The 22,390-nt window shown below is 72.9% G+C and carries 20 protein-coding genes; 6 read left to right on the forward strand and 14 right to left on the reverse strand.

The window, feature by feature from the left end:
• Positions 1-16: 16 nt before the first annotated feature.
• The gene (locus HNP84_RS27595; RefSeq protein WP_185052830.1) at positions 17-2,512 is read right to left on the reverse strand and encodes a glycoside hydrolase family 2 protein; all 2,496 of its coding nucleotides are present in this window, start codon (positions 2,510-2,512) and stop codon (positions 17-19) included.
• Between the two features lie 221 nt (positions 2,513-2,733).
• On the opposite strand from HNP84_RS27595, the gene HNP84_RS27600 reads away from it, so the two are divergent.
• Positions 2,734-3,759, forward strand: a complete 1,026-nt coding sequence (locus HNP84_RS27600) for a LacI family DNA-binding transcriptional regulator (protein WP_185052831.1) — start codon at positions 2,734-2,736, stop codon at positions 3,757-3,759.
• A gap of 1,294 nt (positions 3,760-5,053) precedes the next feature.
• Here HNP84_RS27600 and HNP84_RS27605 read toward each other — a convergent pair.
• The 10 genes from HNP84_RS27605 to HNP84_RS27650 all read right to left on the reverse strand — a co-directional run bounded on the left by HNP84_RS27605 (position 5,054) and on the right by HNP84_RS27650 (position 15,478).
• The gene (locus HNP84_RS27605; RefSeq protein WP_185052832.1) at positions 5,054-6,787 is read right to left on the reverse strand and encodes a DEAD/DEAH box helicase; all 1,734 of its coding nucleotides are present in this window, start codon (positions 6,785-6,787) and stop codon (positions 5,054-5,056) included.
• 799 nt (positions 6,788-7,586) lie between these two features.
• A complete protein-coding gene (locus HNP84_RS27610; RefSeq protein ID WP_185052833.1) occupies positions 7,587-7,955 on the reverse strand; it encodes a metal-sulfur cluster assembly factor in 369 nt (122 codons plus the stop codon).
• Positions 7,952-8,389, reverse strand: coding sequence for a Fe-S cluster assembly sulfur transfer protein SufU (sufU, locus tag HNP84_RS27615; protein WP_185052834.1), 438 nt, complete (start codon positions 8,387-8,389; stop codon positions 7,952-7,954). Before sufU ends, HNP84_RS27610 begins: the two co-directional genes overlap by 4 nt.
• A 2-nt stretch (positions 8,390-8,391) precedes the next feature.
• Positions 8,392-9,672: a cysteine desulfurase gene (locus HNP84_RS27620; protein WP_312925812.1), complete on the reverse strand. Its 1,281-nt coding sequence runs from the start codon at positions 9,670-9,672 to the stop codon at positions 8,392-8,394.
• Positions 9,669-10,415 carry a Fe-S cluster assembly ATPase SufC gene (sufC, locus tag HNP84_RS27625; protein WP_185052835.1) on the reverse strand — a complete coding sequence of 249 codons (747 nt, stop codon included), beginning with the start codon at positions 10,413-10,415 and terminating at the stop codon, positions 9,669-9,671. The genes HNP84_RS27620 and sufC overlap by 4 nt, the downstream gene beginning before the upstream one ends.
• A gap of 4 nt (positions 10,416-10,419) precedes the next feature.
• Positions 10,420-10,737, reverse strand: coding sequence for a non-heme iron oxygenase ferredoxin subunit (locus HNP84_RS27630; RefSeq protein WP_185052836.1), 318 nt, complete (start codon positions 10,735-10,737; stop codon positions 10,420-10,422).
• Positions 10,734-11,855, reverse strand: a complete 1,122-nt coding sequence (gene sufD / locus HNP84_RS27635) for a Fe-S cluster assembly protein SufD (RefSeq protein ID WP_185052837.1) — start codon at positions 11,853-11,855, stop codon at positions 10,734-10,736. The genes HNP84_RS27630 and sufD overlap by 4 nt, the downstream gene beginning before the upstream one ends.
• A gap of 2 nt (positions 11,856-11,857) precedes the next feature.
• Entirely contained in the window at positions 11,858-13,270 is a 1,413-nt protein-coding gene (sufB, locus tag HNP84_RS27640) for a Fe-S cluster assembly protein SufB (protein ID WP_185052838.1), read from the reverse strand.
• Positions 13,267-14,040 (reverse strand): helix-turn-helix transcriptional regulator, encoded by a 774-nt coding sequence (locus HNP84_RS27645; protein WP_185052839.1) that lies wholly within the window; start codon positions 14,038-14,040, stop codon positions 13,267-13,269. The genes sufB and HNP84_RS27645 overlap by 4 nt, the downstream gene beginning before the upstream one ends.
• Before the next feature lie 187 nt (positions 14,041-14,227).
• Complete coding sequence (locus HNP84_RS27650) at positions 14,228-15,478, reverse strand: multidrug effflux MFS transporter (RefSeq protein WP_185052840.1); 1,251 nt, start codon at positions 15,476-15,478, stop codon at positions 14,228-14,230.
• 260 nt (positions 15,479-15,738) lie between these two features.
• On the opposite strand from HNP84_RS27650, the gene HNP84_RS27655 reads away from it, so the two are divergent.
• The 5 genes from HNP84_RS27655 (at position 15,739) to HNP84_RS27675 (ending at position 19,884) form a co-directional block, all read left to right on the forward strand.
• Complete coding sequence (locus HNP84_RS27655) at positions 15,739-16,659, forward strand: ABC transporter ATP-binding protein (protein ID WP_185052841.1); 921 nt, start codon at positions 15,739-15,741, stop codon at positions 16,657-16,659.
• A 41-nt stretch (positions 16,660-16,700) separates the two neighbouring features.
• On the forward strand, positions 16,701-17,426 hold the full coding sequence (locus tag HNP84_RS27660) for an ABC transporter permease (protein ID WP_185052933.1): 726 nt from the start codon (positions 16,701-16,703) through the stop codon (positions 17,424-17,426).
• A gap of 85 nt (positions 17,427-17,511) precedes the next feature.
• Complete coding sequence (locus HNP84_RS27665) at positions 17,512-18,447, forward strand: EamA family transporter (protein ID WP_185052842.1); 936 nt, start codon at positions 17,512-17,514, stop codon at positions 18,445-18,447.
• 118 nt (positions 18,448-18,565) lie between these two features.
• Positions 18,566-19,540, forward strand: a complete 975-nt coding sequence (locus HNP84_RS27670) for a zinc metalloprotease (protein WP_185052843.1) — start codon at positions 18,566-18,568, stop codon at positions 19,538-19,540.
• On the forward strand, positions 19,537-19,884 hold the full coding sequence (locus HNP84_RS27675; RefSeq protein ID WP_185052844.1) for a hypothetical protein: 348 nt from the start codon (positions 19,537-19,539) through the stop codon (positions 19,882-19,884). Before HNP84_RS27670 ends, HNP84_RS27675 begins: the two co-directional genes overlap by 4 nt.
• A gap of 28 nt (positions 19,885-19,912) precedes the next feature.
• On the opposite strand, the gene HNP84_RS27680 is transcribed toward HNP84_RS27675, so the two are convergent.
• The 3 genes from HNP84_RS27680 to HNP84_RS27690 form a co-directional block, all read right to left on the reverse strand.
• The gene (locus HNP84_RS27680; RefSeq protein ID WP_185052845.1) at positions 19,913-20,557 is read right to left on the reverse strand and encodes a dihydrofolate reductase family protein; all 645 of its coding nucleotides are present in this window, start codon (positions 20,555-20,557) and stop codon (positions 19,913-19,915) included.
• 106 nt (positions 20,558-20,663) lie between these two features.
• On the reverse strand, positions 20,664-21,359 hold the full coding sequence (locus HNP84_RS27685; RefSeq protein ID WP_185052846.1) for a GntR family transcriptional regulator: 696 nt from the start codon (positions 21,357-21,359) through the stop codon (positions 20,664-20,666).
• A gap of 61 nt (positions 21,360-21,420) precedes the next feature.
• Positions 21,421-22,389, reverse strand: coding sequence for an ornithine cyclodeaminase family protein (locus HNP84_RS27690; RefSeq protein WP_185052847.1), 969 nt, complete (start codon positions 22,387-22,389; stop codon positions 21,421-21,423).
• Position 22,390 lies beyond the last annotated feature (1 nt).

The following is a 22,390-nucleotide window of genomic DNA, read 5'->3' on the forward strand; positions in this document are numbered from 1 at the left end:
TCCCTGGCGGAGGTCTTCATCGGGAACGATCTCCCAGAGCAGTGCGCCCCCCGAACGGCGCCTCGTTGACGCAGCGGAGCACCGGGTGGGCGGCGAGGGCGGCGACGTCGAGCCCGCCCGGAGCCGTCACATGGAACCTGGCGCGCTCGCCAGGCAGCAGGGTCACCAGCATGTCGTCCACCGACGCGGCCGGGTCGAGCCGGTCGGGGAACAGCGCGAGGTCGCGGACCAGGGTGAGCGCGGTGACCGTGACCGTCGCGCCGCCGGGCGCGGGCTCGGCCAGCACCTCCATCCGGGCCGGCGGGTAGGCCATGTCCTTGTCCGGCGCGTACGCCCACAGCGCGCGCACCCCGTCGAGTTCGGCGGCGAGGAGTTCCAGCCTGGGGTAGCCGGGCTCGGCCAGGGAGGCGGGCAGCGCGACGCGGGCGACCTGGCGCGGCGGGACGCTCACCTCGTAGGACTCCTTGGCCAGGGGCTCGCCCGCGACGTTGATCCGGGTCACCGCGAGCTGCCCGGTCCAGGGCCGGGCGGTGTCGTTGACCATGGCGATCTCCGGGACGCCGCCCGGCGCGTCCATGCCGGCGATGACGAGCAGGCGGTCGGCGAACGCGCGGCGCAGGGCGTACCACAGGGGCTTGCGCCTGCCGTCGCCGTCCACGGCGGACCAGGACGTGACCGGCCAGCAGTCGTTGAGCTGCCAGACGACCGCGCCCATGCACCGGGGGGCGAGGGAGCGCAGGTGCGCCACGCCGAAGGCCATCGCGCGGGCCTGGTTGAGCTGGGTCAGGTAGTGCCAGTCGTCGAAGTCCGACGGGACGGGCAGGTGCCCGGCGAGGCCGCGCATCAGCTTGCCGTTGCCGTCGTCGGCCTTCTGGTGGTGCAGCACGCCCGGCGACTCGGGCGTGAGGGGCCGGTCGGTGACCGCCCGGCGCAGGGTCGCGTACGCGGGCGGGCCCTGGAAGCCGAACTCGGCCACGAACCTGGGGCGGTAGCTCGCGTAGTGGGTGTAGTCGCGGGTGTTCCAGACGTCCCAGATGTGGATGGTGCCCCGGTCGGGGTCGTTGGGCCGCAGGCCGGGCTCGCCGGAGTAGGGGCTGCCCGGCCAGTACGGGCGCGTCGGGTCCAGCTCGGCCACGATCGAGGGCAGCAGGCCGTGGTAGAAGCCGGCGCCCCAGGAGCGGCCGCCCAGGCGCTCGCGCCAGCCCCACTCGGCGTAGCCTTCGAGGTTCTCGTTGTTGCCGCACCACAGGGCCAGGCTGGGGTGGCTCGCCAGGCGGGTGACGTGCTCCCTGGCCTCGGCCTCGACCTCCGCGGCGAACGGGCCCTCCTCGGGGTAGGCGGCGCAGGCGAACGGGAAGTCCTGCCAGACCAGCAGGCCGCGCTCGTCGGCGAGGTCGTAGAACTCCTCGCTCTCGTACAGGCCGCCGCCCCACACGCGCAGCAGGTTCGCCCCCGCCAGGCACGCCTGGTCGAACCGCTCGGCCAGCCGCTCGCGGGTGACGCGGTGGGGGAAGCAGTCGTCGGGGATCCAGTTGAACCCCTTGACGAAGATCGGCTCATTGTTGACCACCAGAGTAAAGGCGCCGTCGGCGGTGTCCAGCCGGATCGACCGGAATCCGATCCTGCGCCGCCAGGTGTCCAGGGTGGCACCGGACGAGGGGTCGGCGAGCCGTACGGTCAGCTCGTAAAGGGGCTGGGGGCCGCGTCCGCGCGGCCACCACAGCTCGGGCCGGGGCACGTCGAGCGTCACCGCGGTGCCGGTCTCGCCTTCTGGGAGCGCTCCCAGAGCGTGCGCGAGTCCACCGGCGGTCACCTCGACCGTGAGCGGCCGGTCCGCCGCGCGCTCGGCCCGCACGTGCACGGTGACCCGCCCGTCGCCCGCCTCGGTGACCTCGGCCAGGGGGCGGACCTCGGCCAGGCGGGCCACCGACCAGCTCTCCAGGCCGATCGGCCGCCAGATCCCGGAGGTCACCAGGGTGGGGCCCCAGTCCCAGCCGAAGTTGCAGGCCATCTTGCGGATGAACGGGTACGGCTCGTCGTACGCGCCGGGGCGGGCGCCCAGCGCGGCCCGCTGCGCCTCGGCGTACGCGTAGGGGGGCTCGAACTCCACCCGCAGCGTGTTGCGGCCGGGGCGCAGCAGGTCGCGCACCGGGAACCGGTAGGAGCGGTGCTGGTTGGCCGACGAGCCCGCCTCGCGCCCGTTGACCAGCACCGTCGCCACGGTGTCCAGCCCCGCGCAGACCAGGTCCACGCGGTCCTCGCCCGCGCCGTCCCACTCGAAGGCGGTCTCGTACGCCCACCGCGTGCGCCCGATCCAGCCCAGGCGGGTCTCGTTGTCGTCAAGGTAGGGGTCCTCGATCAGGCCCGCCGCCAGCAGGTCCGTGTGCACGCAGCCGGGCACCGTCGCCGGCACGCTCTTGCCGCCGAGGACCGCGAGAGCGCTCCCATGACCGGGGCTCGCGTCCGGGACGGCGGTGAGGGACCAGCCCTCGTGCAACTGGCGGTAGGTCACTGGGGGTCTCCTCCCGACGGGAGAGCTGAACCGGTCAAGTAGGAGGACCGTAAACGGGGCATATCAGAGATGTCAACGGGTGGTTTAATCGACACTGGCCGCGCGTGCTGCGAGAATCGGTGACGGCGCAGCCCAGGACGTGGCCGCGGCCCGTACCGGCCGGGCCGGGCGCGGCGGCCGGGGGTGAAACGCTTGCTCAACCGGTTCAAGGAAGGGGGGCCGTGAACAGACCGACCATCGCCGACATCGCCAGGAGGGCCGGCGTCTCCAAGGGCGCCGTCTCCTACGCGCTCAACGGCAGGCCCGGGGTCTCCGAGGCCACCAGGGCGCGGATCAGGGCCATCGCCGAGGAGATCGGCTGGCGCCCCAACCGGGCCGCGCTCGCGCTCAACGGCAGGCGCGCCGACGCGGTGGGGCTGGCGCTGTGCCGCCCGGCGCGCATACTCGGCGTGGAGCCGTTCTTCATGGAGCTGATCAGCGGCATCGAGGCCGAGCTGGCCACGCGGTCGGCCGCCCTGATGCTCCAGGTGGTCGCCGACCACGATGCCGAGCTGGGCGTCTACCGCCGCTGGTGGGGCGAGGGCCGCATCGACGGCGCCATCATGGTCGACCTGCACGTCGGCGACCCGCGCGTGCCCGAGCTGGAGCGGCTGGGCATGCCGGTGATCGTGGTGGGCCACCCCTCCGAGGCGGGCTCGCTGGTGCCGGTCTGGTCCGACGACGGCGCGGCGGTGCGCGAGACCGTCGAATACCTCGTGGCGCTGGGCCACCGCAGGATCGCCCGCGTGGCCGGCCTGCCCAAGCTGGTGCACACGGTGATCCGCGACCGGGCCTTCGACGGGGTGTGCGCGGAGCTGGGGGCCACCGAGCACGTCACGGTGCACGCCGACTACACCGGCGAGGACGGCGCACGGGCCACGCGGCGGCTGCTCAGCTCGCCGCGCCGCCCGACCGCGATCGTCTACGACAACGACATAATGGCCGTCGCCGGCCTGTCGGTGGCCCAGGAGATGGGCCTGACGGTGCCGGCCGACCTGTCGATCGTCGCCTGGGACGACTCCCCGCTCTCGCAGGTGGTCCGCCCCGCGCTGACCGCCCTCACCCGCGACATCCCGGCGTACGGCGCCCACGCCGCGCGGCGGCTGCTGACCCTGATCGCCGACGGCGAGGCCGACCCCTTCGAGGACGAGGCGGCCCGCCTCGTCCCCCGAGGCAGCACCGCTCCCCCACCCGCCCAGGCAGGCTGACGGCAGGCCCGGAGGCCGCCCGCGGAACCCGTGTGACTCCACCGTAAGCCGACCGCCTCCCTAGGCAGGCACGCGTGGGAGCGCTCCCGCAGCGATGTCCTGGCGCCATGTGAACACCCGGGGAAGCGCAGACGCAATGGTTTGGGGCGGGGCGTTTCGCGAGTGTTACTGAACCGTTTCATTCCCCGCGACCGCCCCCAACCCGCCCACCCCACCCTCACCGGCCGCGGCCCCCAGGCCCGTAAACCCCCCTCTTACCTGGCCGTATCCCCAATCGGCCGCCAGGCAGCACCCGAGGCCCACAAGCCGGCACACGGCCACCCCAACGGGGTCCACCCCGAAACGCGGACCTGCACGAATTGCCACTTATCCAGTTAAGTAGACGAAGGCCATGCGGGTGGGTTGCAAGCGCCCCTTGGCCCCGAACCACACACCTAGTGGGCGGCGCGGGATCACGCGCGGGGCGGAGGGCGCGGATCAGAGCGCGGGGCGGCATGGGGTTGACGCGCGGGGTCGGCGCGAGGGCGGCGCGCAGGGTTCGCGCCGGGCGGGCGCGGATCAGAGCCCACGGCAGCGCGCACCACAACCCGGAGCAGACGGCGCAGGTCAAAGCCCGAGGCGGCGCGGGTCAAAGCCCGAGGCGGCGCGGGTCAAAGCGCGGAGCGGCGCGGGTCAAAGCGCGGAGCGGCGCGGGTCAAAGCGCGGAGCGGCGCGGGTCAAAGCGCGGAGCGGCGCGGGTTGGCGCTGGGCACGCGCAGGGCTCAGGTTCGCCCCGGTCTGCGCGGGTCGGGGACGACGCCGGGCGGTCCCTGCCACCATGCCGCTCCGGCTCCCGCGACCGTGGCTTTTCGCGCTGGCCACCAACGCCCCGCACGCCGACCCGGTGAAGGTGGAACTGGCTGTGCGCGACCGCTCAGGCCGTCGGGAGCGCGGCCCCGCGAGCCCGGGGCCTCGCGGCCAGGGCCGCGCCTCCACTCCCGTGCAACCGTGCCGGCTGGGCCCGCGAGTGCCGCGCGGCGCATGAGGACGGTGCCGATCGGCACCGCGACTGCATGGGTTGGCGCGCTGAGCCGCGCGGATTCGTGGGCGGCGGCTCGGGCCGGCGGGAGTGGCGAGGGCCTCGGCAGCCAGAGCGATCGTCCGGCCATCGAAACCGGAGGGGGCGGTCCCGTGCCCGAGCGCGGTGAGGACACCGGCAGGCCCGGTACCCATCACCGTTCCGGTCTGCCGGCGGGGAAGGGCAGGGCCCCGGACGCGGGTGCGTCCGGGGCCCTGGTGTGTGTCGGCCCGGGTGTCAGCGGGAGTAGCGGCGCTCGGGGCGGCCTCGGTCCTGGCGGAAGCCGGTGCGGGGGTCGCGGCCTCGGCTCTCGCGCTGGGGGCCGCGGTCGTCACCGCGGTACTGGTAGGCGCGGGTGTCGCGGTCGTCGCCGCGGTACTGGTAGGCGCGGGTGTCGCGGTCGCCGGTGCGGAAGCCGGGCTCCTTGCGGTCGCCGCCGCCGTACGGGCGGGCGGTGCGGTCGCCGCCGTTGTACGGGCGGCCGGGGCGGTCGTCGCGGCGGTCGCGGCCGTAGGAGCGGGAGCGGTCGTCGCGGCGGTCCTCGGCGGGGGCGCCGTCGGCCTCGTGGCGGCGGGGACGGAAGCCGTCGCCGTTCTCGTGGCGGCGCGGGCGGCGCTCGCCGTCGAAGCCCTCGCCGTGGCGGCGGCGCGGGCGCCGGTCGCCGTGGCCGCCCTGGCCGTCGCGGCTCCTGCGGCGCGGCTTCTCCAGCGGCGCGGGCTCCCACACCGGGATCTCCTGGCCGCTGGGCGGCTGGGCCCCGGCCACCTCGGCCAGGCGCGGGTGCCCGGGCGTGGCCTTGAGCCGGAACGGCCGGATGCCGGCCTGGCGGGTCAGCGCGTCGGTGGAGCGGCGCTCGTTGGGCAGGACCAGGGTCATGACGGTGCCCCGCTCGCCCGCCCGTGCGGTGCGCCCGCCCCGGTGCAGGTAGCTCTTGGGGTCCTGCGGCGGGTCGACGTGCAGCACCAGGCTCACGTCGTCCACGTGGATGCCGCGGGCGGCGACGTCGGTGCACACCAGCACCTGGATGGCGCCCTCGCGGAACTCGTTGAGGATGCGGGTGCGCTGGTTCTGCCGCTTGCCGCCGTGCAGGCCGCCGGCCCGCACCCCGACCCGGGCGAGCTGCTTGACCAGTCGGTCAACGCCGTGCTGGGTGCGCACGAACAGGATCGTACGGCCGTCGCGGTTGGCGATCTCGGCCGTGACGGGGAACTTGTCGTCGCGGGTGACCTGGAGCACGTGGTGCTCCATGGTGTCCACCGGCGAGGTGGCCGGGGCGATCGAGTGGGTGACCGGGTCCTTCAGGAACCGCTTGACGAGCTTGTCCACGTCGCCGTCGAGCGTGGCGGAGAACAGCAGCCGCTGCCCGTCGGGCGGCGTCTGCTCCAGCAGCGCGGTGACGACGGGGAAGAAGCCGAGGTCGCACATGTGGTCGGCCTCGTCGAGCACGGTCACCTGGACGTCGGCCAGCGAGCACTCGCCCTGCTGGATGAGGTCGGTCAGGCGGCCGGGGGTGGCCACGACGACCTCGACGCCGCGGCGCAGCGCCTCGATCTGGCGGCCCATGGACATGCCGCCGACGACGGTCTTCATGCGCAGCGACAGGCCGCGGCCGAGCGGCTCCAACGCGTCGTGCACCTGGAGGGCGAGCTCACGGGTGGGGACGAGGATGACGGCCAGCGGCCGTCCCGGGCGGGCCTTGGTGCCCGCGACTCGGGCCAGGGTGGGCAGTCCGAAGGCGAGGGTCTTGCCGGAGCCGGTCTGGCCCCGGCCGAGAACGTCGTTCCCGCCGAGAATGTCGGGGATCGTCACCCGCTGGATCTCGAAGGGGGAGGTGATGCCCTGCCGGGCGAGGGCCGACACCAGGGGCCGGGGCAGGCCCAGGAGCGCGAACTCCGAGATCTGCGGCTCCGTGGCCGCGGCGGCGGTCTCGGTGCCGCCGTCGGTCGTCTCGGGCAGGACAGCGTCAAGCATGGTCACGAAGATTCGTGCCTTTCCATAGAAGTACGGCACGTCACTTCTGCGAAAGGACGAGCCTGGAACCCGCGGCGTCAAGCCGCGTATGAGCGAGCACCCGCTGTTTCGGGTGTTGTGCGGTGTATGCCGAGGTATGACATCTGAGTACCGCACGGGGCGGGTAACGCCAGTCTACCCGCACAGAGCCAAACCGCGATCAAGCCGGCCCGGCCGCAGCCCGGGCCCGGCGCGCATATGGTGCGACCGCGCGGATCACACCACGTACGCCACCTGTATCCGGAAACACCGGGCGGCCCGTGTTTCTTCCCGGCCCAGGAAAACTCTTTCTCACCACCGCTCTCAGGGGCCGGTGCGGCCCGGTCAGGCCGCGTGGGCGCGCGCACCACACGGAGACGCGGGGCGCGTCGGCGGCCTGCGGCATCGCCGAAGGCCCACCGGCTCCCGTCGGGCGCGGCCAGGCCCAGGACGACACCAGGTCGTGCCGGGATACGGCAGGCTCGGCGGCCCGGTGGTGTCCAGGGCGTGGTCCGGTGCTCGGCCGGCCGGGTCGTGGCCGGAGTTCGCGGCGGCAGCGGGTCCCGACCCGGGCCAGCCGGGTGCCCGGGTGGATGCGCGCGCACGGCGTCGTGGGTGCCGGAGACGCCTCGCGCCACCGGCGCCGGCAGCTCCCCCGATGCGATGCCGCGCACCATCTCGGCCGGCACGTCGTGCAGCGGGCGATACGCGGCGGCCAGGTCATCCACGATGTCCGCCGCCGCTCCCCCATACCGGACTTTGTTCGGTTCCGGGCGGGAGGTCAGACGTTGAAGCCGAGCATGCGGAGCTGGTCGCGGCCCTCGTCGGTGATCTTGTCGGGGCCCCACGGCGGCAGCCAGACCCAGTTGATGTTGACCTCGGAGACCATGCCCTCCAGGGCGGTGTTGGCCTGGTCCTCGATGACGTCGGTCAGGGGGCAGGCGGCACTGGTCAGGGTCATGTCGATGGTGGCGACCGGGGGGGCGCCCTCGGGGCCGGGGTCGAGGTTGACGCCGTAGACCAGGCCGAGATCGACGACGTTGACGCCGAGCTCGGGGTCGACGACGTCCTTCAGGGCCTCCAGGACCTCGTCGAGGGTGGTCTCGCCGTCGTAGGCCCCCGTGGTCGGGGTCTCCACGGGCTTGCTCATGTCGTGCTCCTCACCAATGCGTCCTTGTAGGCCATCCAGGCCAGCAGCGCGCACTTCACCCGGGCGGGGAACTTGGCCACGCCCGCGAAGGCGACCGCGTCGCCGAGGACGTCCTCGTCGGGCTCCACCTGGCCCCTGCCCTGCATCAGGCGGGTGAACTCCTCCACCACGCCCAGCGTCTCCTCCACGGTGGAGCCGCTGGCCAGCTCGTGCAGCACCGAGGCGGCGGCCTGGCTGATGGAGCAGCCCTGGCCGTCGTAGGAGACGTCCTCCACCTTGCCGCCGTCGCCGAGCTTCACCCGCATGGTGATCTCGTCGCCGCACGTCGGGTTGACGTGGTGGACCTCGGCGTCGTACGGCTCGCGCAGCCCGCGGCCCTGCGGGTGCTTGTAGTGCTCCAGGATCAGCTCCTGGTACATCGACTCGGCGATCATGGCTAGGCGAACACCTTCTGCACGTAGTGGAGGCCGCGCACCAGTGCGTCGATCTCTCCCGTGGTGTTGTACAGGTAGAACGACGCCCGGGTGGTCGCGGGTATTCCGAACCGCAGGTGCAGGGGGCGGGCGCAGTGGTGGCCGACCCGTACGGCGACGCCGAAGGAGTCGTCGAGGATCTGGCCGACGTCGTGGGGGTGGATGCCCTCCAGGGTGAAGGACACCGTGCCGCCCCGCGACTCCAGCGTCGTGGGGCCGATCACGCGCAGGCCGGGGATCTCGCGCAGCGCGTCCAGCGCGTACGCCGTGAGCGCGCGCTCGTGCGCCTCGACGGCCCGCATGTCCACCGCGTTGAGGTAGTCCACGGCCGCGCCGAGCCCGATCGCCTCCACGATCGGCGGCGTGCCGGCCTCGAACTTGTGCGGCACCGGTGCGTAGGTCGAGCGGTCCATCCAGACCGCCTCGATCATCTCGCCGCCGCCCAGGAACGGCGGCATGGCGTCGAGCAGCTCGCGCCGCCCCCACAGCACCCCGATCCCGGACGGGCCGAGCATCTTGTGCCCGGTGAAGGCCACGAAGTCGACCCCGAGCGCGGCGAAGTCGGCCGGGTGGTGCGGCACCGCCTGGGAGGCGTCGAGCATCAGCAGGGCGCCGACGTCGCGCACCCGGGCCAGCACGTCGGCGACCGGGTTGACCGTGCCGAGCACGTTGGACTGGTGCGCGATGGACACGATCTTGGTGCGCTCGTTCACCAGGTCGCCGATGCCGGACAGGTCGAGCCTGCCGTCGTCGGTGACCGGGAACCAGCGCAGGGTGGCGCCGGTGCGCTGGGCCAGGAGCTGCCAGGGCACGATGTTGGAGTGGTGCTCCATCTCGGAGATGACGATCTCGTCGCCCGGCCCCATGCGGAACCGCTCGTCACTGCCCGCGGGGTTGCCGAAGGCGTAGGCGACGAGGTTGAGCGCCTCGGAGGCGTTCTTGGTGAAGACGATCTCGTCACGCGACGGGGCGCCGACGAACGCGGCCACCTTGTCGCGCGCGTTCTCGTACGCCTCGGTGGACTCGGCGCCGAGCACGTGCATGGCGCGCCCGACGTTGCTGTAGTGCATGCTCAGGTGCTCGCGCATGGTCTCGACGACCTGCACGGGCTTCTGGGAGGAGTTGCCGGAGTCGAGGTAGACCAGCGGCCGGCCGCCGGGCAGCTCGCGGGACAGGACCGGGAAGTCGTTCCTGATCCTGTCCACGTCCAGCGCGGTCACCCCGCCGGAGACCTGTGCGGTCACGCCAACGCCTTCGCGTAGCGCTCGTAGCCCTCGGCCTCAAGGCGGTCGGCCAGCTCGGGGCCGCCCTCCTCGACGATCCTGCCGCCCGCGAACACGTGCACGAAGTCCGGCTTCACGTACCGCAGGATGCGGGTGTAGTGGGTGATGAGCAGCACGCCGGTGTCGCCGCTGCCGCGGAACCGGTTGATGCCCTCGGAGACCACGCGCAGCGCGTCCACGTCGAGGCCGGAGTCGGTCTCGTCGAGCACCGCGATCTTGGGCTTGAGGAGTTCGAGCTGGAGGATCTCGTGGCGCTTCTTCTCACCGCCGGAGAAGCCCTCGTTGAGGTTGCGCTGGGCGAAGGCGGCGTCGATGGACAGGTTGTCCATGCCGGTCTTCAGCTCCTTGGTGAACTCGCGGAGCTTGGGGGCCTCGCCGCGCACGGCGGTGACCGCGCTGCGCAGGAAGTTGGACACCGAGACGCCCGGGACCTCGACGGGATACTGCATCGCCAGGAACAGGCCGGCGCGGGCGCGCTCGTCCACGCTCATGCTCAGCAGGTCCTCGCCGTCGAGCAGGACCTCGCCGCCGGTGACGGTGTACTTGGGGTGACCGGCGATGGCGTAGGCGAGGGTGGACTTGCCCGAGCCGTTGGGGCCCATGATGGCGTGGGTCTGCCCCGACCGCACGGTCAGGTTGACGCCCGTCAGGATCGCCTTGTCGGCGACGGAGACGTGCAGGTCGCGAATCTCAAGGGTGGACACGGTTCTATGACTCCTTCGAGAGCGAGACGTAGACGTCGTCGCCGTCGATCTTGACTCGGTATACGGGGACGGGCCGGGTGGCGGGCGGTCCGGTGGGCTTGCCGGTGCGCACGTCGAAGCAGGAGCCGTGCAGCCAGCACTCCAGGGTGCCGTCGTACACGTCGCCCTCGCTCAGGCGCACCTCGGCGTGTGAGCACACGTCGTGCAAGGCGTGGATCTCGCCCTCGGTGCGCACCAGCGCGACCGGGGTGTCGCCGACCTCCACTCCCAGGGGCCCGTCCTCGGGGATGTCCTGGACCTTGCACACCTTCTGGAAGCTCACTTCTCCAGCTCCGCTTCCACCGCGGCCAGGACCCTCTGCCGGATCTCCTCGATCTCGATCTTCTCGATGACCTGGGCGAAGAAGCCCCGGATCACCAGGCGGCGGGCCTCGTCGTAGGGGATGCCGCGCGCCTGGAGGTAGAAGATGTGCTCGTCGTCGAGGCGGCCGGAGGCCGAGGCGTGCCCGGCGCCGGCGACCTCGCCGGTGAGGATCTCCAGGTTGGGCACCGAGTCGGCGCGGGCGCCGTCGGTGAGGATCAGGTTGCGGTTGTACTCGTAGGTGTCGGTGCCCTCGGCCTCGACCCTGATGATCACGTCGCCGATCCAGACGGCGTGCGCGTCCTCGCCCTGCAGCGCGCCCTTGTACTCGACGTTGCTGCGGCAGTTGGGCACGCTGTGGTCCACCAGGAGCCGGTGCTCCAGGTGCTGGCCGGCGTCCACGAAGTACAGGCCGGTCAGGTCGGCGTCGCCGCCGGGGGCGGTGTAGGACACCGACGGCGACAGGCGGACCAGGTCGCCGCCGAGCGTGACCACGAAGCTGCGGAAGGTCGCGTCGCGGCCGAGCTGGGCGTGGTGGTGCGAGACGTGCACGGCGTCGTCGTCCCAGTCCTGGAGGCTGACGACCTTGAGCGTGGCGCCGTCGCCGACGACGAACTCGACGTTGTCGGCGTACACGGCGCTGCCCCGGTGGTCCAGGACCAGCACGGCCTCGGCCATCGGCTCCAGCCGGACCACGATGTGGCCGTACGCGGCGCCCTGGCCCCGCCCGCGCAGGGTGAGGGTGGTCGTGCGCGAGGCGACGGCCTGCGCGGGCACGGTCAGCACCGTGGCCTTCTCGAAGGCGGAGTACGCCTGGGCGCTGACCCGGTCGCGCGGCACGTACGCCGTGCCGATCCGCGGGTCGTCGCGGCCGACGGTCTCGACGGTCACCTCGGGGGCTGCGTCTACCTCGACCACGACGTGCCCCGACGCCGGGGCCTTGCCGTTGTGCAGGCCGCGCAGGCGGGGCAGCGGGGTGAACCGCCACTCCTCCTCGCGGCCGGTCGGCACCTCGAAGTCGGCCAGGTCGAAGGACGACTTCTCGTGCAGGGTCGAAAGCGGCTTGGTCTCCAGGCCCATCGTCAGCCCACCGCTCCTTCCATCTGCAGCTCGATCAGCCGGTTGAGCTCCAGCGCGTACTCCATCGGCAGCTCGCGCGCGATCGGCTCGACGAACCCGCGCACGATCATCGCCATCGCCTCGTCCTCGTTCAGGCCCCGGCTCATCAGGTAGAAGAGCTGGTCCTCGGAGACCTTGGAGACGGTGGCCTCGTGGCCCATGGACACGTCGTCCTCGCGGACGTCCACGTACGGGTAGGTGTCGGAGCGGCTGATCTGGTCGACCAGCAGCGCGTCGCACTTGACGGTGGAGGCGCTGCCCGCGGCGCCCTCCTCGATCTGGACCAGGCCCCGGTAGGAGGTGCGCCCGCCGCCGCGCGCGACCGACTTCGACACGATGGTCGAGGAGGTCTTGGGCGCGAGGTGCACCATCTTGGCGCCGGCGTCCTGGTGCTGGCCCTCACCGGCGAAGGCGACCGACAGGGTCTCGCCCTTGGCGTGCTCGCCCATGAGGTAGACCGCGGGGTACTTCATCGTGACCTTGGAGCCGATGTTGCCGTCGATCCACTCCATGGTCGCGCCCTCGTACGCCACGGCGCGCTTGGTCACCAGGTTGTAGACGTTGTTGGACCAGTTCTGGATCGTGGTGTAGCGGCAGCGGGCGCCCTTCTTCACGATGATCTCCACGACCGCGGAGTGCAGCGAGTCGCTGGAGTAGATCGGCGCGGTACAGCCCTCGACGTAGTGGACGTAGGAGTTCTCGTCCACGATGATCAGGGTCCGCTCGAACTGGCCCATGTTCTCGGTGTTGATCCGGAAGTAGGCCTGCAGCGGGATCTCCACCGTGACGTTCGGCGGCACGTAGATGAACGAGCCGCCCGACCACACGGCGGTGTTGAGGGAGGCGAACTTGTTGTCGCCGACCGGGATCACCGATCCGAAGTACTCCTTGAACAGCTCGGGGTGCTCGCGCAGGCCGGTGTCGGTGTCGAGGAAGATGACGCCCTTCTCCTCAAGGTCCTCGCGGATCTTGTGGTAGACGACCTCCGACTCGTACTGGGCCGCGACGCCCGCGATCAGGCGCTGCTTCTCGGCCTCGGGGATGCCGAGCTTGTCGTAGGTGGCCTTGATGTCGGCGGGGAGCTCGTCCCAGGACGCCGCCTGCTTCTCGGTGGAGCGGACGAAGTACTTGATGTTGTCGAAATCGATGCCGGAAAGGTCAGAGCCCCAGGTGGGCAGGGGCTTCTTCCCGAACAGCCGCAGGCCCTTCAGGCGCAGGTCCAGCATCCACTCCGGCTCGTTCTTGAGCGCGGAGATGTTGCGGACGACCTCCTCGGAAAGGCCGCGCTTGGCCGCGGCGCCCGCGACGTCGGGGTCGGCCCAGCCGAACTTGTAGTTCCCGAGGCCTTCCAGCTCCGGGCGGTCGGTGACAGTCACCTTCCGGTCTCCTTGCTCGAATCGTTCGAATCGATGCTCGAATCGTCGTTCGTCGTATGTCTGGCGGGCCGCCGCGCTCGGGCGCCGGCCAGCTCGTGGGGACTTACATGGGTCGTGCACACGCCGTCGCCGTGGGCGATGGTGGCGAGCCGCTGCACGGGGGTGCCCAGGATCTGCGCGAACGCCTCGGTCTCGGCCTCGCAGAGCTGCGGGAACGCGACCGCGACGTGGGCGACCGGGCAGTGGTGCTGGCACAGTTGCTCGCCGCCGAGGCTGGCCTTGCTCGCCGAGGCGGCGTAGCCGTCGGCCGACAGCGCCTCGGCCAGGACGCGTACGCGCTGGTCCGGGGGGACCTCGCGCATCGTGCCGGCCAGGCGCTGGACCAGCCCGGCGACCTGGGTGCGGGCGAACTCGGCCACCGCCTCCTCGCCCATGCGCTCGGCCAGGAAGCGCAGCGCGCTGCCCGCCAGGTCGTCGTAGGCGTGCTCGAACGCGCTGCGGCCGGCGTCGGTGATCGCGAACAGCTTCGCCGGCCGCCCGCGCCCGCGCTGGACCCGGGGCCTGGCCGTGCGGTGCTCGATCATCTCGTCGGCGAGCAGCGCGTCGAGGTGGCGGCGCACGGCGGCGGGGGTCAGCCCGAGCCGCTCGCCGAGGGCGGCGGCGGTGATCGGGCCGTGTTCCAGGATCAGCCGGGCGACGCGCGCGCGAGTGCTCTGCTCGGCGCCCGCCTCGGTGTTCCTCGCCCCGGCATGCCTCACGGCCTTGCTCACCGTTCCTCGTCCACTGGATGTCGTGTGTCCACTGGGTGTCGTGTTCACTGGTGTCGTGCGTGCGTGAAGGCGTCCTGCAGGACCGCCCTCATGTTTTTGACAACATCAGTGTGACGTATTTCCTTCCCGCCGCACAAACCGATCTGGAAGTCCCCGCGATGCAGTTCCTCACGCAGGTAAGCCTTACCTAACCTGCGGAAACGCCCCTGCGGAGCGCGACGAAGACGAGCAGCGCCAGCGCCGCGGCGACGATCATCACGACCGCCATCGGCACGCCGGTGTCGGTGCCGGCCAGGCCGACCAGCGGGGCGGCCACCGCACCGAGCGCGAACTGCAGCACGCCGAGCAGCGCCGAGGCGCTGCCGGCCACCTGCGGCTCCTGCCCGGCCAGCGCGAGCGCGCCGGTGCCCGGCAGCGTCAGGCCCGCGCCGCACATCATCACGAACAGGGCCGCGGCCACCGCGGGCAGGCCGAGCCCGGTGGTGACGCCGGCCAGCAGGCCGAGCGCGCCCGCCAGCGACACCGCCAGGCCGATGAGCACCAGCCGCGCGCCCGGCACCCGGCCGGTGATCCGGCCGCCGATCTGGGAGACCGCGATGAGACCGAAGGCGTTCAGGCCGAACAGCAGGGAGTAGGTCTGCGGCGAGACCCCGTAGATCTCCTGCAGCACGAACGGCGAGCCGGAGATGTAGGCGAACATGCCGGCGAAGCCGAGGCCGGCGGCGAGCGCGCAGGCCATGAACGACCGGTCCCGCAGCAGCCGGGCGAAGATCACCAGGGTGTGCCGCAGGCCGCCGGACTGCCGCGCCTCGCGGGGCAGCGACTCGCGCACGCCCCACAGCACCCAGGCCAGCAGCGCCAGGCCCGCGGCGCTGAGGGCGACGAAGACGCCGCGCCAGGAGGTGAAGGTGAGCAACTGGGCGCCGGCGATCGGGGCCAGGATCGGGGCCAGTCCGCTGACCAGCATCAGGGAGGCGAAGATGCGGGCGATGGCGGCGCCGTCGTACAGGTCGCGCACGATCGCCCGGACGATCACCAGCGCCACGCCGCCGGTGAAGCCCTGCGCCAGGCGCAGCGCCACCAGGGCGTACACGGAGGGGGCGAACGCGCACAGCAGCGACGCCACGGCGTAGCCGGCGATGCCCACGAGCAGCGGCGCCCGCCGCCCGCGCACGTCGCTCAGCGGCCCGCCGACGACCTGGCCCAGCGAGACGCCGATGAGGCAGGCGGTGAGGGTGAGCTGCACCTGCGCGGGCCCGGTGAGCATCTCCGAGGTGATCTCGGGCAGCGCCGGGAGGTACATGTCGATGGAGAGCGGGCCGATGGCGGAGAGCGCGCCGAGCACCAGGAGCACCAGCCTGCGCCGGGCGGTGGGCGGGGGTTCGGGGGTCAGGACGGCGGACGGGGACGTGCTGGATGCGACTTCCGTCGCGGACATGCGTGGTTCCTTTCCAACGCGACGAGGCACGACAGGGCTCGGTAGCGGACAGGCTCTCGGGTGCACGGACGGCCATGGACCGGACACGCAGCGTCAGCGTCCGGCCGCAGCCGAATGATCAAAACCCCATGAACAACTCTGGGATTCCCCAAATCGGGTTAAATTTCCGTGCCGAAATCCTCGATGCCCGGCTTTCCGCCCCCTTCCCGGCGGCCGAGCCGCGGGCGGGACCGTCGCGCAGACTCCTTACACTCGTGGGCATGGAGTCCGCAGCGGTCGAGATCGACGGCCTGGTCAAGCGGTACGGCCGCACGACCGCGATCGACGGCCTCACCCTCACGGCGCGGCGTGGCGAGGTGACGGCGATCCTCGGCCCCAACGGCGCGGGCAAGACCTCCACCATCGAGATCTGCGAGGGGTTCCGGCAGGCCGACGGCGGCGTCGTGCGCGTGCTCGGCCTCGACCCCGCGCGGCCCGAGCTGCGCGCCCGGGTCGGCGTGATGCTCCAGGCGGGCGGCGTGCCCCCGGCTGCGCGGGCGGGCGAGTGGCTGCGCCTGGTGAGCCGGTTCTACGCCCGTCCCCTCGACCCGGCCGCCCTGCTGGACCGGCTCGGGCTCACCGGGCACGCGCGCACGCCGTACCGGCGGCTGTCGGGCGGGCAGCAGCAGCGCATCTCGCTGGCCGCGGCCGTGATCGGCCGCCCGGAGCTGGTCTTCCTGGACGAGCCGAGCGCCGGGCTCGACCCCCAGGCCAGGCACGCCTGCTGGGACCTCGTGGGCGACCTGCGCCGCGCCGGGGTGTCGGTGGTGCTCACCACCCACCACATGGACGAGGCCGAGAAGCTGGCCGACCACGTCGTGATCATCGACAGGGGGCGGGTCGTGGCCGAGGGCAGCCCCGCCACCCTCACCGGGGCCGAGCGGCAGCTCCGCTTCCGCGCCCGTCCCGGGCTCAACCTCGACGAGCTGCTCACCGGCCTGCCCGACGGCTCGGCGGCCAAGGAGTCGCCCGCGGGCCACTACATCATCGAGGGTCCCGCCTCCGCGGGCGTCGGCCCCGAGCTGCTGGCCACGGTCACCGCCTGGTGCGCCGCCGAGGGCGTCACGGCCGACGACCTGAGCATCGAGCGGCGCACCCTCGAAGACGTCTTCCTCGAACTCACCGGCAGGGAGCTGCGTTGACCCCGACCCTCGACGTGAGCCCCGCGCCCGGGGCCGCCCCGATGGCGCGCATGGTCGCCGCGCAGGCCGCCGCCGAGGTCCGGGCCACGCTGCGCAACGGCGAGCAGCTCCTGCTCACCCTGATCATCCCGGTGCTGCTGCTGGCCGGGTTCTCCGCCGCGCCGCTGCTCGACCTGGGCGAGGTGCGCCGGGTCGATTTCCTCGCGCCGGGCGTGCTCGCGCTGGCGGTGATGTCCACCGCGTTCACCGGCCAGGCCATCGCCACCGGGTTCGAGCGGCGCTACGGCGTGCTCAAGCGCCTGGGCGCGACCCCGCTGAGCCGGACCGGGCTGATGCTGGCCAAGACCGCCGCGGTGATCGCGGTGGAGGTCGTGCAGGTGGCCGTGATCGCCGGCGTCGCGCTCGCGCTCGGCTGGCGCCCGCAGGGCTCGCCGCTCACCGCCGCCCTGCTGATCGTGCTGGGCACGGCCGCGTTCAGCGGGCTCGGCCTGCTCATGGCCGGCACGCTGCGCGCCGAGGCCACCCTGGCCGCGGCGAACCTGGTCTACCTCGTGCTGCTCGGCTGCGGCGGGGTGGTGTTCCCGCTCACCGCGTTCCCCGAGGCCGTGCGGCCGGCGCTCGAACTGCTGCCGATCACGGCGCTCACCGGCGGCCTGCGCGAGGTGCTGGCCGAGGGCGCGGCCCTGCCGCTCGGCCCGGCGGCCGTCCTGGTGGTGTGGGCCGCGGCGGCCCTGGCCCTCGCGGCGCGCACGTTCCGCTGGGAGTAGCGTTCTCCACCGTGACCGCTTCCCCCGTGATCGTCCCACTGCCATGGGCGCTGCCATGAGCGGCCTTTCGACTACCGGTCTTTCGATGACCCCCGTTCCGGTGACCGGCCTTTCGGTGACCGGCCCCGGCGAGCCGTACCGGCGGGGGCTGCCCCGGCCCGGAGACCTGCTGTCGGCCGCCGCGGGCGCGATCCCGCCGTCGGGGCTGGTGCTGCTGGCGATCCTGTCGGTGCAGATCGGCGCCGGGCTCGCCAAGGACCTGTTCGCCCAGCTCCCGCCGAGCGCGGTGGTGTTCCTGCGCATCGCGGCCGGCTCGCTGATCCTGGGCGCGTTCGTACGCCCCCGCCTACGCGGCCTGAGCCGCTCCGACCTGGCCGTGGGCGTGGCGTTCGGCGTGACCCTGGGCCTGATGAACCTGGCGTTCTACGAGGCGCTGTCGCGGCTGCCGATGGGCATCGCCGTGGCGATCGAGTTCCTCGGCCCGCTCGGCGTCGCCGTGGCCGCCTCCCGCAGGCGGCTGGACCTGCTGTGGGTGGTCCTGGCCGCGGCCGGCATCGCGCTGCTGGCGCCGTGGAGCGAGGCGTCCCGGGTGAGCTGGGCCGGGATCGGCTTCGCCGCGCTGGCCGCGCTGTGCTGGGCCGGGTACATCGTGCTGTCGGCCGCGACCGGGCGGCGCTTCCCCGGCACCACCGGGCTGTCCTTCGCGATGATCGTCTCGCTGGTGCTCGTGGCCCCGGTCGGGCTCGCCAGCGGCGGCGCCGGCCTGCTCGACCCGGAGCTGCTGCTCATCGGGCTGGGCGTGGGCCTGCTGTCCTCGGTGATCCCCTACTCCATCGAGCTGGAGGCGCTGCGCCGGATGCCGAAGAAGGTCTTCGGCATCCTGATGAGCCTGGAGCCCGCCGCCGCGGCCCTGGTCGGCCTGGTCGTGCTGGGCGAGGTGCTGCACCTGCGCGAGTGGGCCGCGATCGGCTGCGTGGTCGTGGCCAGCGTCGGCGCCACCCGGTCGGGCCGCGCGTCCTGAGCGGGGTTACAGGGTTCTGACCGCCTGAGTACGCGGGTCCTCGTGCGCGACGGGCCCGCGCGGGCGAGGATGGCGTGGTCAGCCAGCGCAGTCCAGGAAGCGCAGTCCAGGAGGGGCCATGTCGATGCCCGACGCGGAGGACCGCCGCCGCCACTGGTGCGGCACGATGCCGGTGCACCACCAGCTCATTGCCGGCCTGCCCGAGTACTCCATCGCCAGGGCGGCGATCGAGAACACCGCCTTCCAACGCCGCACCGCCCGCGCGCCGCGCCGGGCCGACGTGGTCACGATCCCGGTCGTGGTGCACGTCGTGTACGCGAGCGAGGAGGAGAACGTCTCCCGGGAGCAGATCGACAGCCAGATCGCGGTGCTCAACCAGGACTTCCGCAAGGCCAACCCCGACGCCGCGAAGGTGCCGTCGGTCTGGCGCGACCTCGCCGACGACGCGCGGATCGAGTTCCGCCTCGCCGACACCGACCCCTCGGGCGCGGCCACCGACGGCATCGTGCGCAGGCGGACCACCCGGTCCTCCTTCGGCGACGACGAGGCGGTGAAGTTCGACGACCGGGGCGGCTCCAGCGCCTGGCCCGCCGACCGCTACCTGAACCTGTGGGTGTGCCGGCTGGAGCCGTGGCTGGGCTACGCGCAGTTCCCCGGCGGGCCGGCCGAGACCGACGGCGTGGTCATCGGCCACACCGCCTTCGGCACCACCGGCACCGCCGCCGAGCCGTACAACCTGGGGCGCACCGCGACCCACGAGGTGGGCCACTGGCTCAACCTGCGCCACATCTGGGGCGACGACGGCGACGGCTGCTCCGGCGACGACTTCGTGGCCGACACCCCCAACCAGGGCGGCCCCAACTTCGGCGCCCCGGCCTTCCCCCACATAAGCTGCGGCAACGCCCCCGACGGCGACATGTTCATGAACTTCATGGACTACACCGACGACCGGGCGATGTTCATGTTCACCAAGGGGCAGGGCGAGCGCATGGACGCCTGCCTGGCCGGCCCGCGCTCCTCACTGGTCGCCAAGCCGACCCTGGAGCAGATGTGGGAGGGCGTGCCCGAGGAGATGACCCGGAGCCAAGCGTGAGCGAGGACCTTCCGGCCGAGGCGGGGGCGCTGCGCGCCCGTCTCGCCGGCGAGTGGACCCACGCCCGCGAGGAGGACTCCGCGGGCGTGCGGGTCTACCGCCCCAGGGGCCACCCGCTGCCGCCCTCGCGCTGGCGGCACCGGCTCGACCTGCGCCCCGACGGCACGTACGTGGACCACCGCCTGGCCGCCGACGACCGCTCGGCCCGCGACCACGGCCGGTGGACGGTGGGCCCCGGGCCCGCGATCGTGCTCACCCCCGACGATCCCGCCGCCCGCTCGCGCAGGATCGAGGTCGTCGCCGCCGGCCCCGGCCGGATCGAGGTGCGCGTCCCCGAGCCCTGACCGGGGGCGGGACGAGGGTGAGAACGGTTCAGTCCCCGGGCCCGGCGCCGCGGCCGGGCTCGCTCATGTCCCCCGTCGCGGGCGTGCCCTCGGCGAGGCCGTAGCGCAGGTACACGGTGCCCTTCGGACTGGCCACCGGCGGTTCGAGGAGTGTGACGTTCGTGGGCACCGCGCCACCGTCGAACACCTTCTTCCCGACGCCGAGCACGATCGGGTACACCCACAGGTCGAGACGGTCGAAGAGCTTCTCGCGCAGGAGGGTCTGCACCAGGTTCAGGCTCCCGACGACCTTCACGTGCTCGTGCCGGTCGCGGATCTCGCGCACCGCACCGGCAAGGTGCGGGCCGAGGTGCGTGGACCCGGCCCAGGAGAGGTCGGGCCTGCCGCGGGAGGCGACGTACTTGGGGACTCTGTTGAAGAGCGTGGCGATCTCGTCGGCCTCGCCGCCCTCCTGGTAGGGCCAGTAGGCGGCGAAGATGTCATACGTCCGCCGGCCGAGCAGGAGGGCGTCGGTGCCCTCGTACGCGGCGCTCACCTGCGCCCCGGTGACCTCGTCCAGCAGGGGCGCCTGCCAGCCGCCGAACGGGAACCCCACCGGGTCCTCGCCGGGGCCGCCGGGCGCCTGCCCGACGAGGTCGAGGGTCGCGAACATCTCGATGTGGATGAGGCCCATGCCTTGCTCCCGATGAGTTGGCCGTCCACTCCCCACCCACGATAGATCACAGGCCGCCCCTGCGTCCGGCGTCACGCAGGGCGTCGGCGCGATCCGCGGCTGTGTGCTAGGCCGGGGCGGGCGGCTCGGGGCGGGCGGCCCAGATGCCGCGTACGTGCTGGATGTGCTGGTCCATGAGGCGGCGGGCGGCCTCGCTGTCGCCGGCCATCAGGGCGTCGAGGATCGCGACGTGCTCGCGGGCCGACTCCTCCAGCGTGCCCTTCCTGTACAGCGCGTCCAGGCCGTACAGGCGGGCCCGGTTGCGCAGGTCGCGCACCACGTCCACGAGGTGGGCGTTGCCCGACAGCGACAGCAGCTCCAGGTGGAAGCGCAGGTCGGCGTCGACGTAGGTCAGCAGGTCGCCCTCGCGGGCGGCGGTGACGATCTCCTCGGCCAGCGGGCGCAGCAGCTCGAACTCGTCCTCGCGGGACGCGTCGGCGAGCGCGGCGACGGTGGGCACCTCGATGAGCCGGCGGATGTGGGTCAGCTCGTCGAGGTCGCGGTCGGACAGCTCGGTCACCCGGAAACCCTTGTTGCGCACCGCCTCGACCAGGCCCTCCTTGGCCAGGTCGAGCATGGCCTCGCGCACCGGCGTGGCCGAGACCCCGAACTGCGCGGCCAGCACCGGCGCCGAGTACACCATGCCGGGCCGCATCTCACCGGTGATCAGCGCGACGCGCAGTGCGTGCGCCACCTGCTCGCGCAGGCTCTGCCGCTCGCCCACGACCGGCAGATCGAGCCGGCCATCCGCCGAAGGCATCATCCCAAGACCTTCCCTCGTCGCGCTCGCGCGCGTGAACGCATCCGACTTGCTCGCCCCTCGGCTACCGCGCCGCGCGGGCTTCGTACGCGGCGGCGGCCACGACCAGGTCCTCCCAGGCCATGCCCACGCCCTTGAACACCCGTGGACCGGGGGCCGGCTCGACGGCGCCGGTCACCAGCTCGGCCAGATTCCCGGCGAGATGGCCAACCGCGATGGTACCGGTTCGCAGGGGAACGACCAGATCGCCCGCTTCGGCGAGGGCGGCGCCGCGCGCCTCCACGACCACGGTGGCGCGGGCGACGAGATCCTCGTCGATCTCCCGGGCGTCGGGCTCGTGCGAGCCGACCGCGACGACGGTGGCGTCGTCGCGGGTGAGCTTACCGGGGAACACGGGGACGCGAGCGGTTGTGCAGCAGGCGATGAGGTCCGATCCGGCGACGGCCGAGGCCACGGCGGGGTCGCCGGCGGTCAGGGCGGCGGCCTCCAGGCCCGCGCCGGCGCATCGGGCGGCGAACGCGGCCGTCCGCCCGGGGTCGCGCCCGACCACGGTGACCCGCTCGACCGGGCGCACGGCGCGCAGCGCCTCCACGTGGCCCCACGCCTGCGGGCCGGTGCCGAAGACCGTCAGCGTGCGCGCGCCGGGCCGGGCCAGGTGGTCCACCGCGAGCGCGGAGACCGCCGGGGTGCGCAGCGAGGTGAGCGCGATCCCGTCCAGCGTGGCCAGCGGCGCCAGCGTCTCACCGTCGAACAGCAGGTACGTCCCCTGGATGCGCGGCAGCCCTCGCCCCGGGTTGCCGGGCGCCACGGTGACGGCCTTCAGGCCCGCGTACCGGTCCCAGGCGGCGGGCATCATCATCAACTGCCCGGCGGGCACGTCCATGACCGGCCGGCGCGGGGTGTCCTCGGGGTCCAGCCCACCGCGCAGGGCGTCGCCCAGCACGCGTACGGCGCGTTCCACCGGCACCAGCGCCCGCAGCTCGGCGCCGCCGATGTGCGGCGGCGCGGTCTCCTCGTTCACGTCGGTCCCCATC

The organism is Thermocatellispora tengchongensis, from assembly GCF_014202315.1.
GTDB lineage: Bacteria > Actinomycetota > Actinomycetes > Streptosporangiales > Streptosporangiaceae > Thermocatellispora > Thermocatellispora tengchongensis.

What these genes read in the sequence shown, in the direction of transcription:
- HNP84_RS27610 (WP_185052833.1), bottom strand. Translation starts at nt 7,955, where the DNA reads ATGAGCAAGCCCGTGGAGACCCCGACCACGGGGGCCTACGACGGCGAG.
- HNP84_RS27650 (WP_185052840.1), bottom strand. Translation starts at nt 15,478, where the DNA reads ATGTCCGCGACGGAAGTCGCATCCAGCACGTCCCCGTCCGCCGTCCTG.
- HNP84_RS27660 (WP_185052933.1), top strand. Translation starts at nt 16,701, where the DNA reads ATGGCGCGCATGGTCGCCGCGCAGGCCGCCGCCGAGGTCCGGGCCACG.
- HNP84_RS27670 (WP_185052843.1), top strand. Translation starts at nt 18,566, where the DNA reads ATGTCGATGCCCGACGCGGAGGACCGCCGCCGCCACTGGTGCGGCACG.
- HNP84_RS27680 (WP_185052845.1), bottom strand. Translation starts at nt 20,557, where the DNA reads ATGGGCCTCATCCACATCGAGATGTTCGCGACCCTCGACCTCGTCGGG.
- HNP84_RS27605 (WP_185052832.1), bottom strand. Translation starts at nt 6,787, where the DNA reads ATGCTTGACGCTGTCCTGCCCGAGACGACCGACGGCGGCACCGAGACC.
- HNP84_RS27690 (WP_185052847.1), bottom strand. Translation starts at nt 22,389, where the DNA reads ATGGGGACCGACGTGAACGAGGAGACCGCGCCGCCGCACATCGGCGGC.
- sufD (WP_185052837.1), bottom strand. Translation starts at nt 11,855, where the DNA reads ATGGGCCTGGAGACCAAGCCGCTTTCGACCCTGCACGAGAAGTCGTCC.
- HNP84_RS27655 (WP_185052841.1), top strand. Translation starts at nt 15,739, where the DNA reads ATGGAGTCCGCAGCGGTCGAGATCGACGGCCTGGTCAAGCGGTACGGC.
- HNP84_RS27685 (WP_185052846.1), bottom strand. Translation starts at nt 21,359, where the DNA reads ATGATGCCTTCGGCGGATGGCCGGCTCGATCTGCCGGTCGTGGGCGAG.
- sufU (WP_185052834.1), bottom strand. Translation starts at nt 8,389, where the DNA reads ATGATCGCCGAGTCGATGTACCAGGAGCTGATCCTGGAGCACTACAAG.
- HNP84_RS27665 (WP_185052842.1), top strand. Translation starts at nt 17,512, where the DNA reads ATGACCCCCGTTCCGGTGACCGGCCTTTCGGTGACCGGCCCCGGCGAG.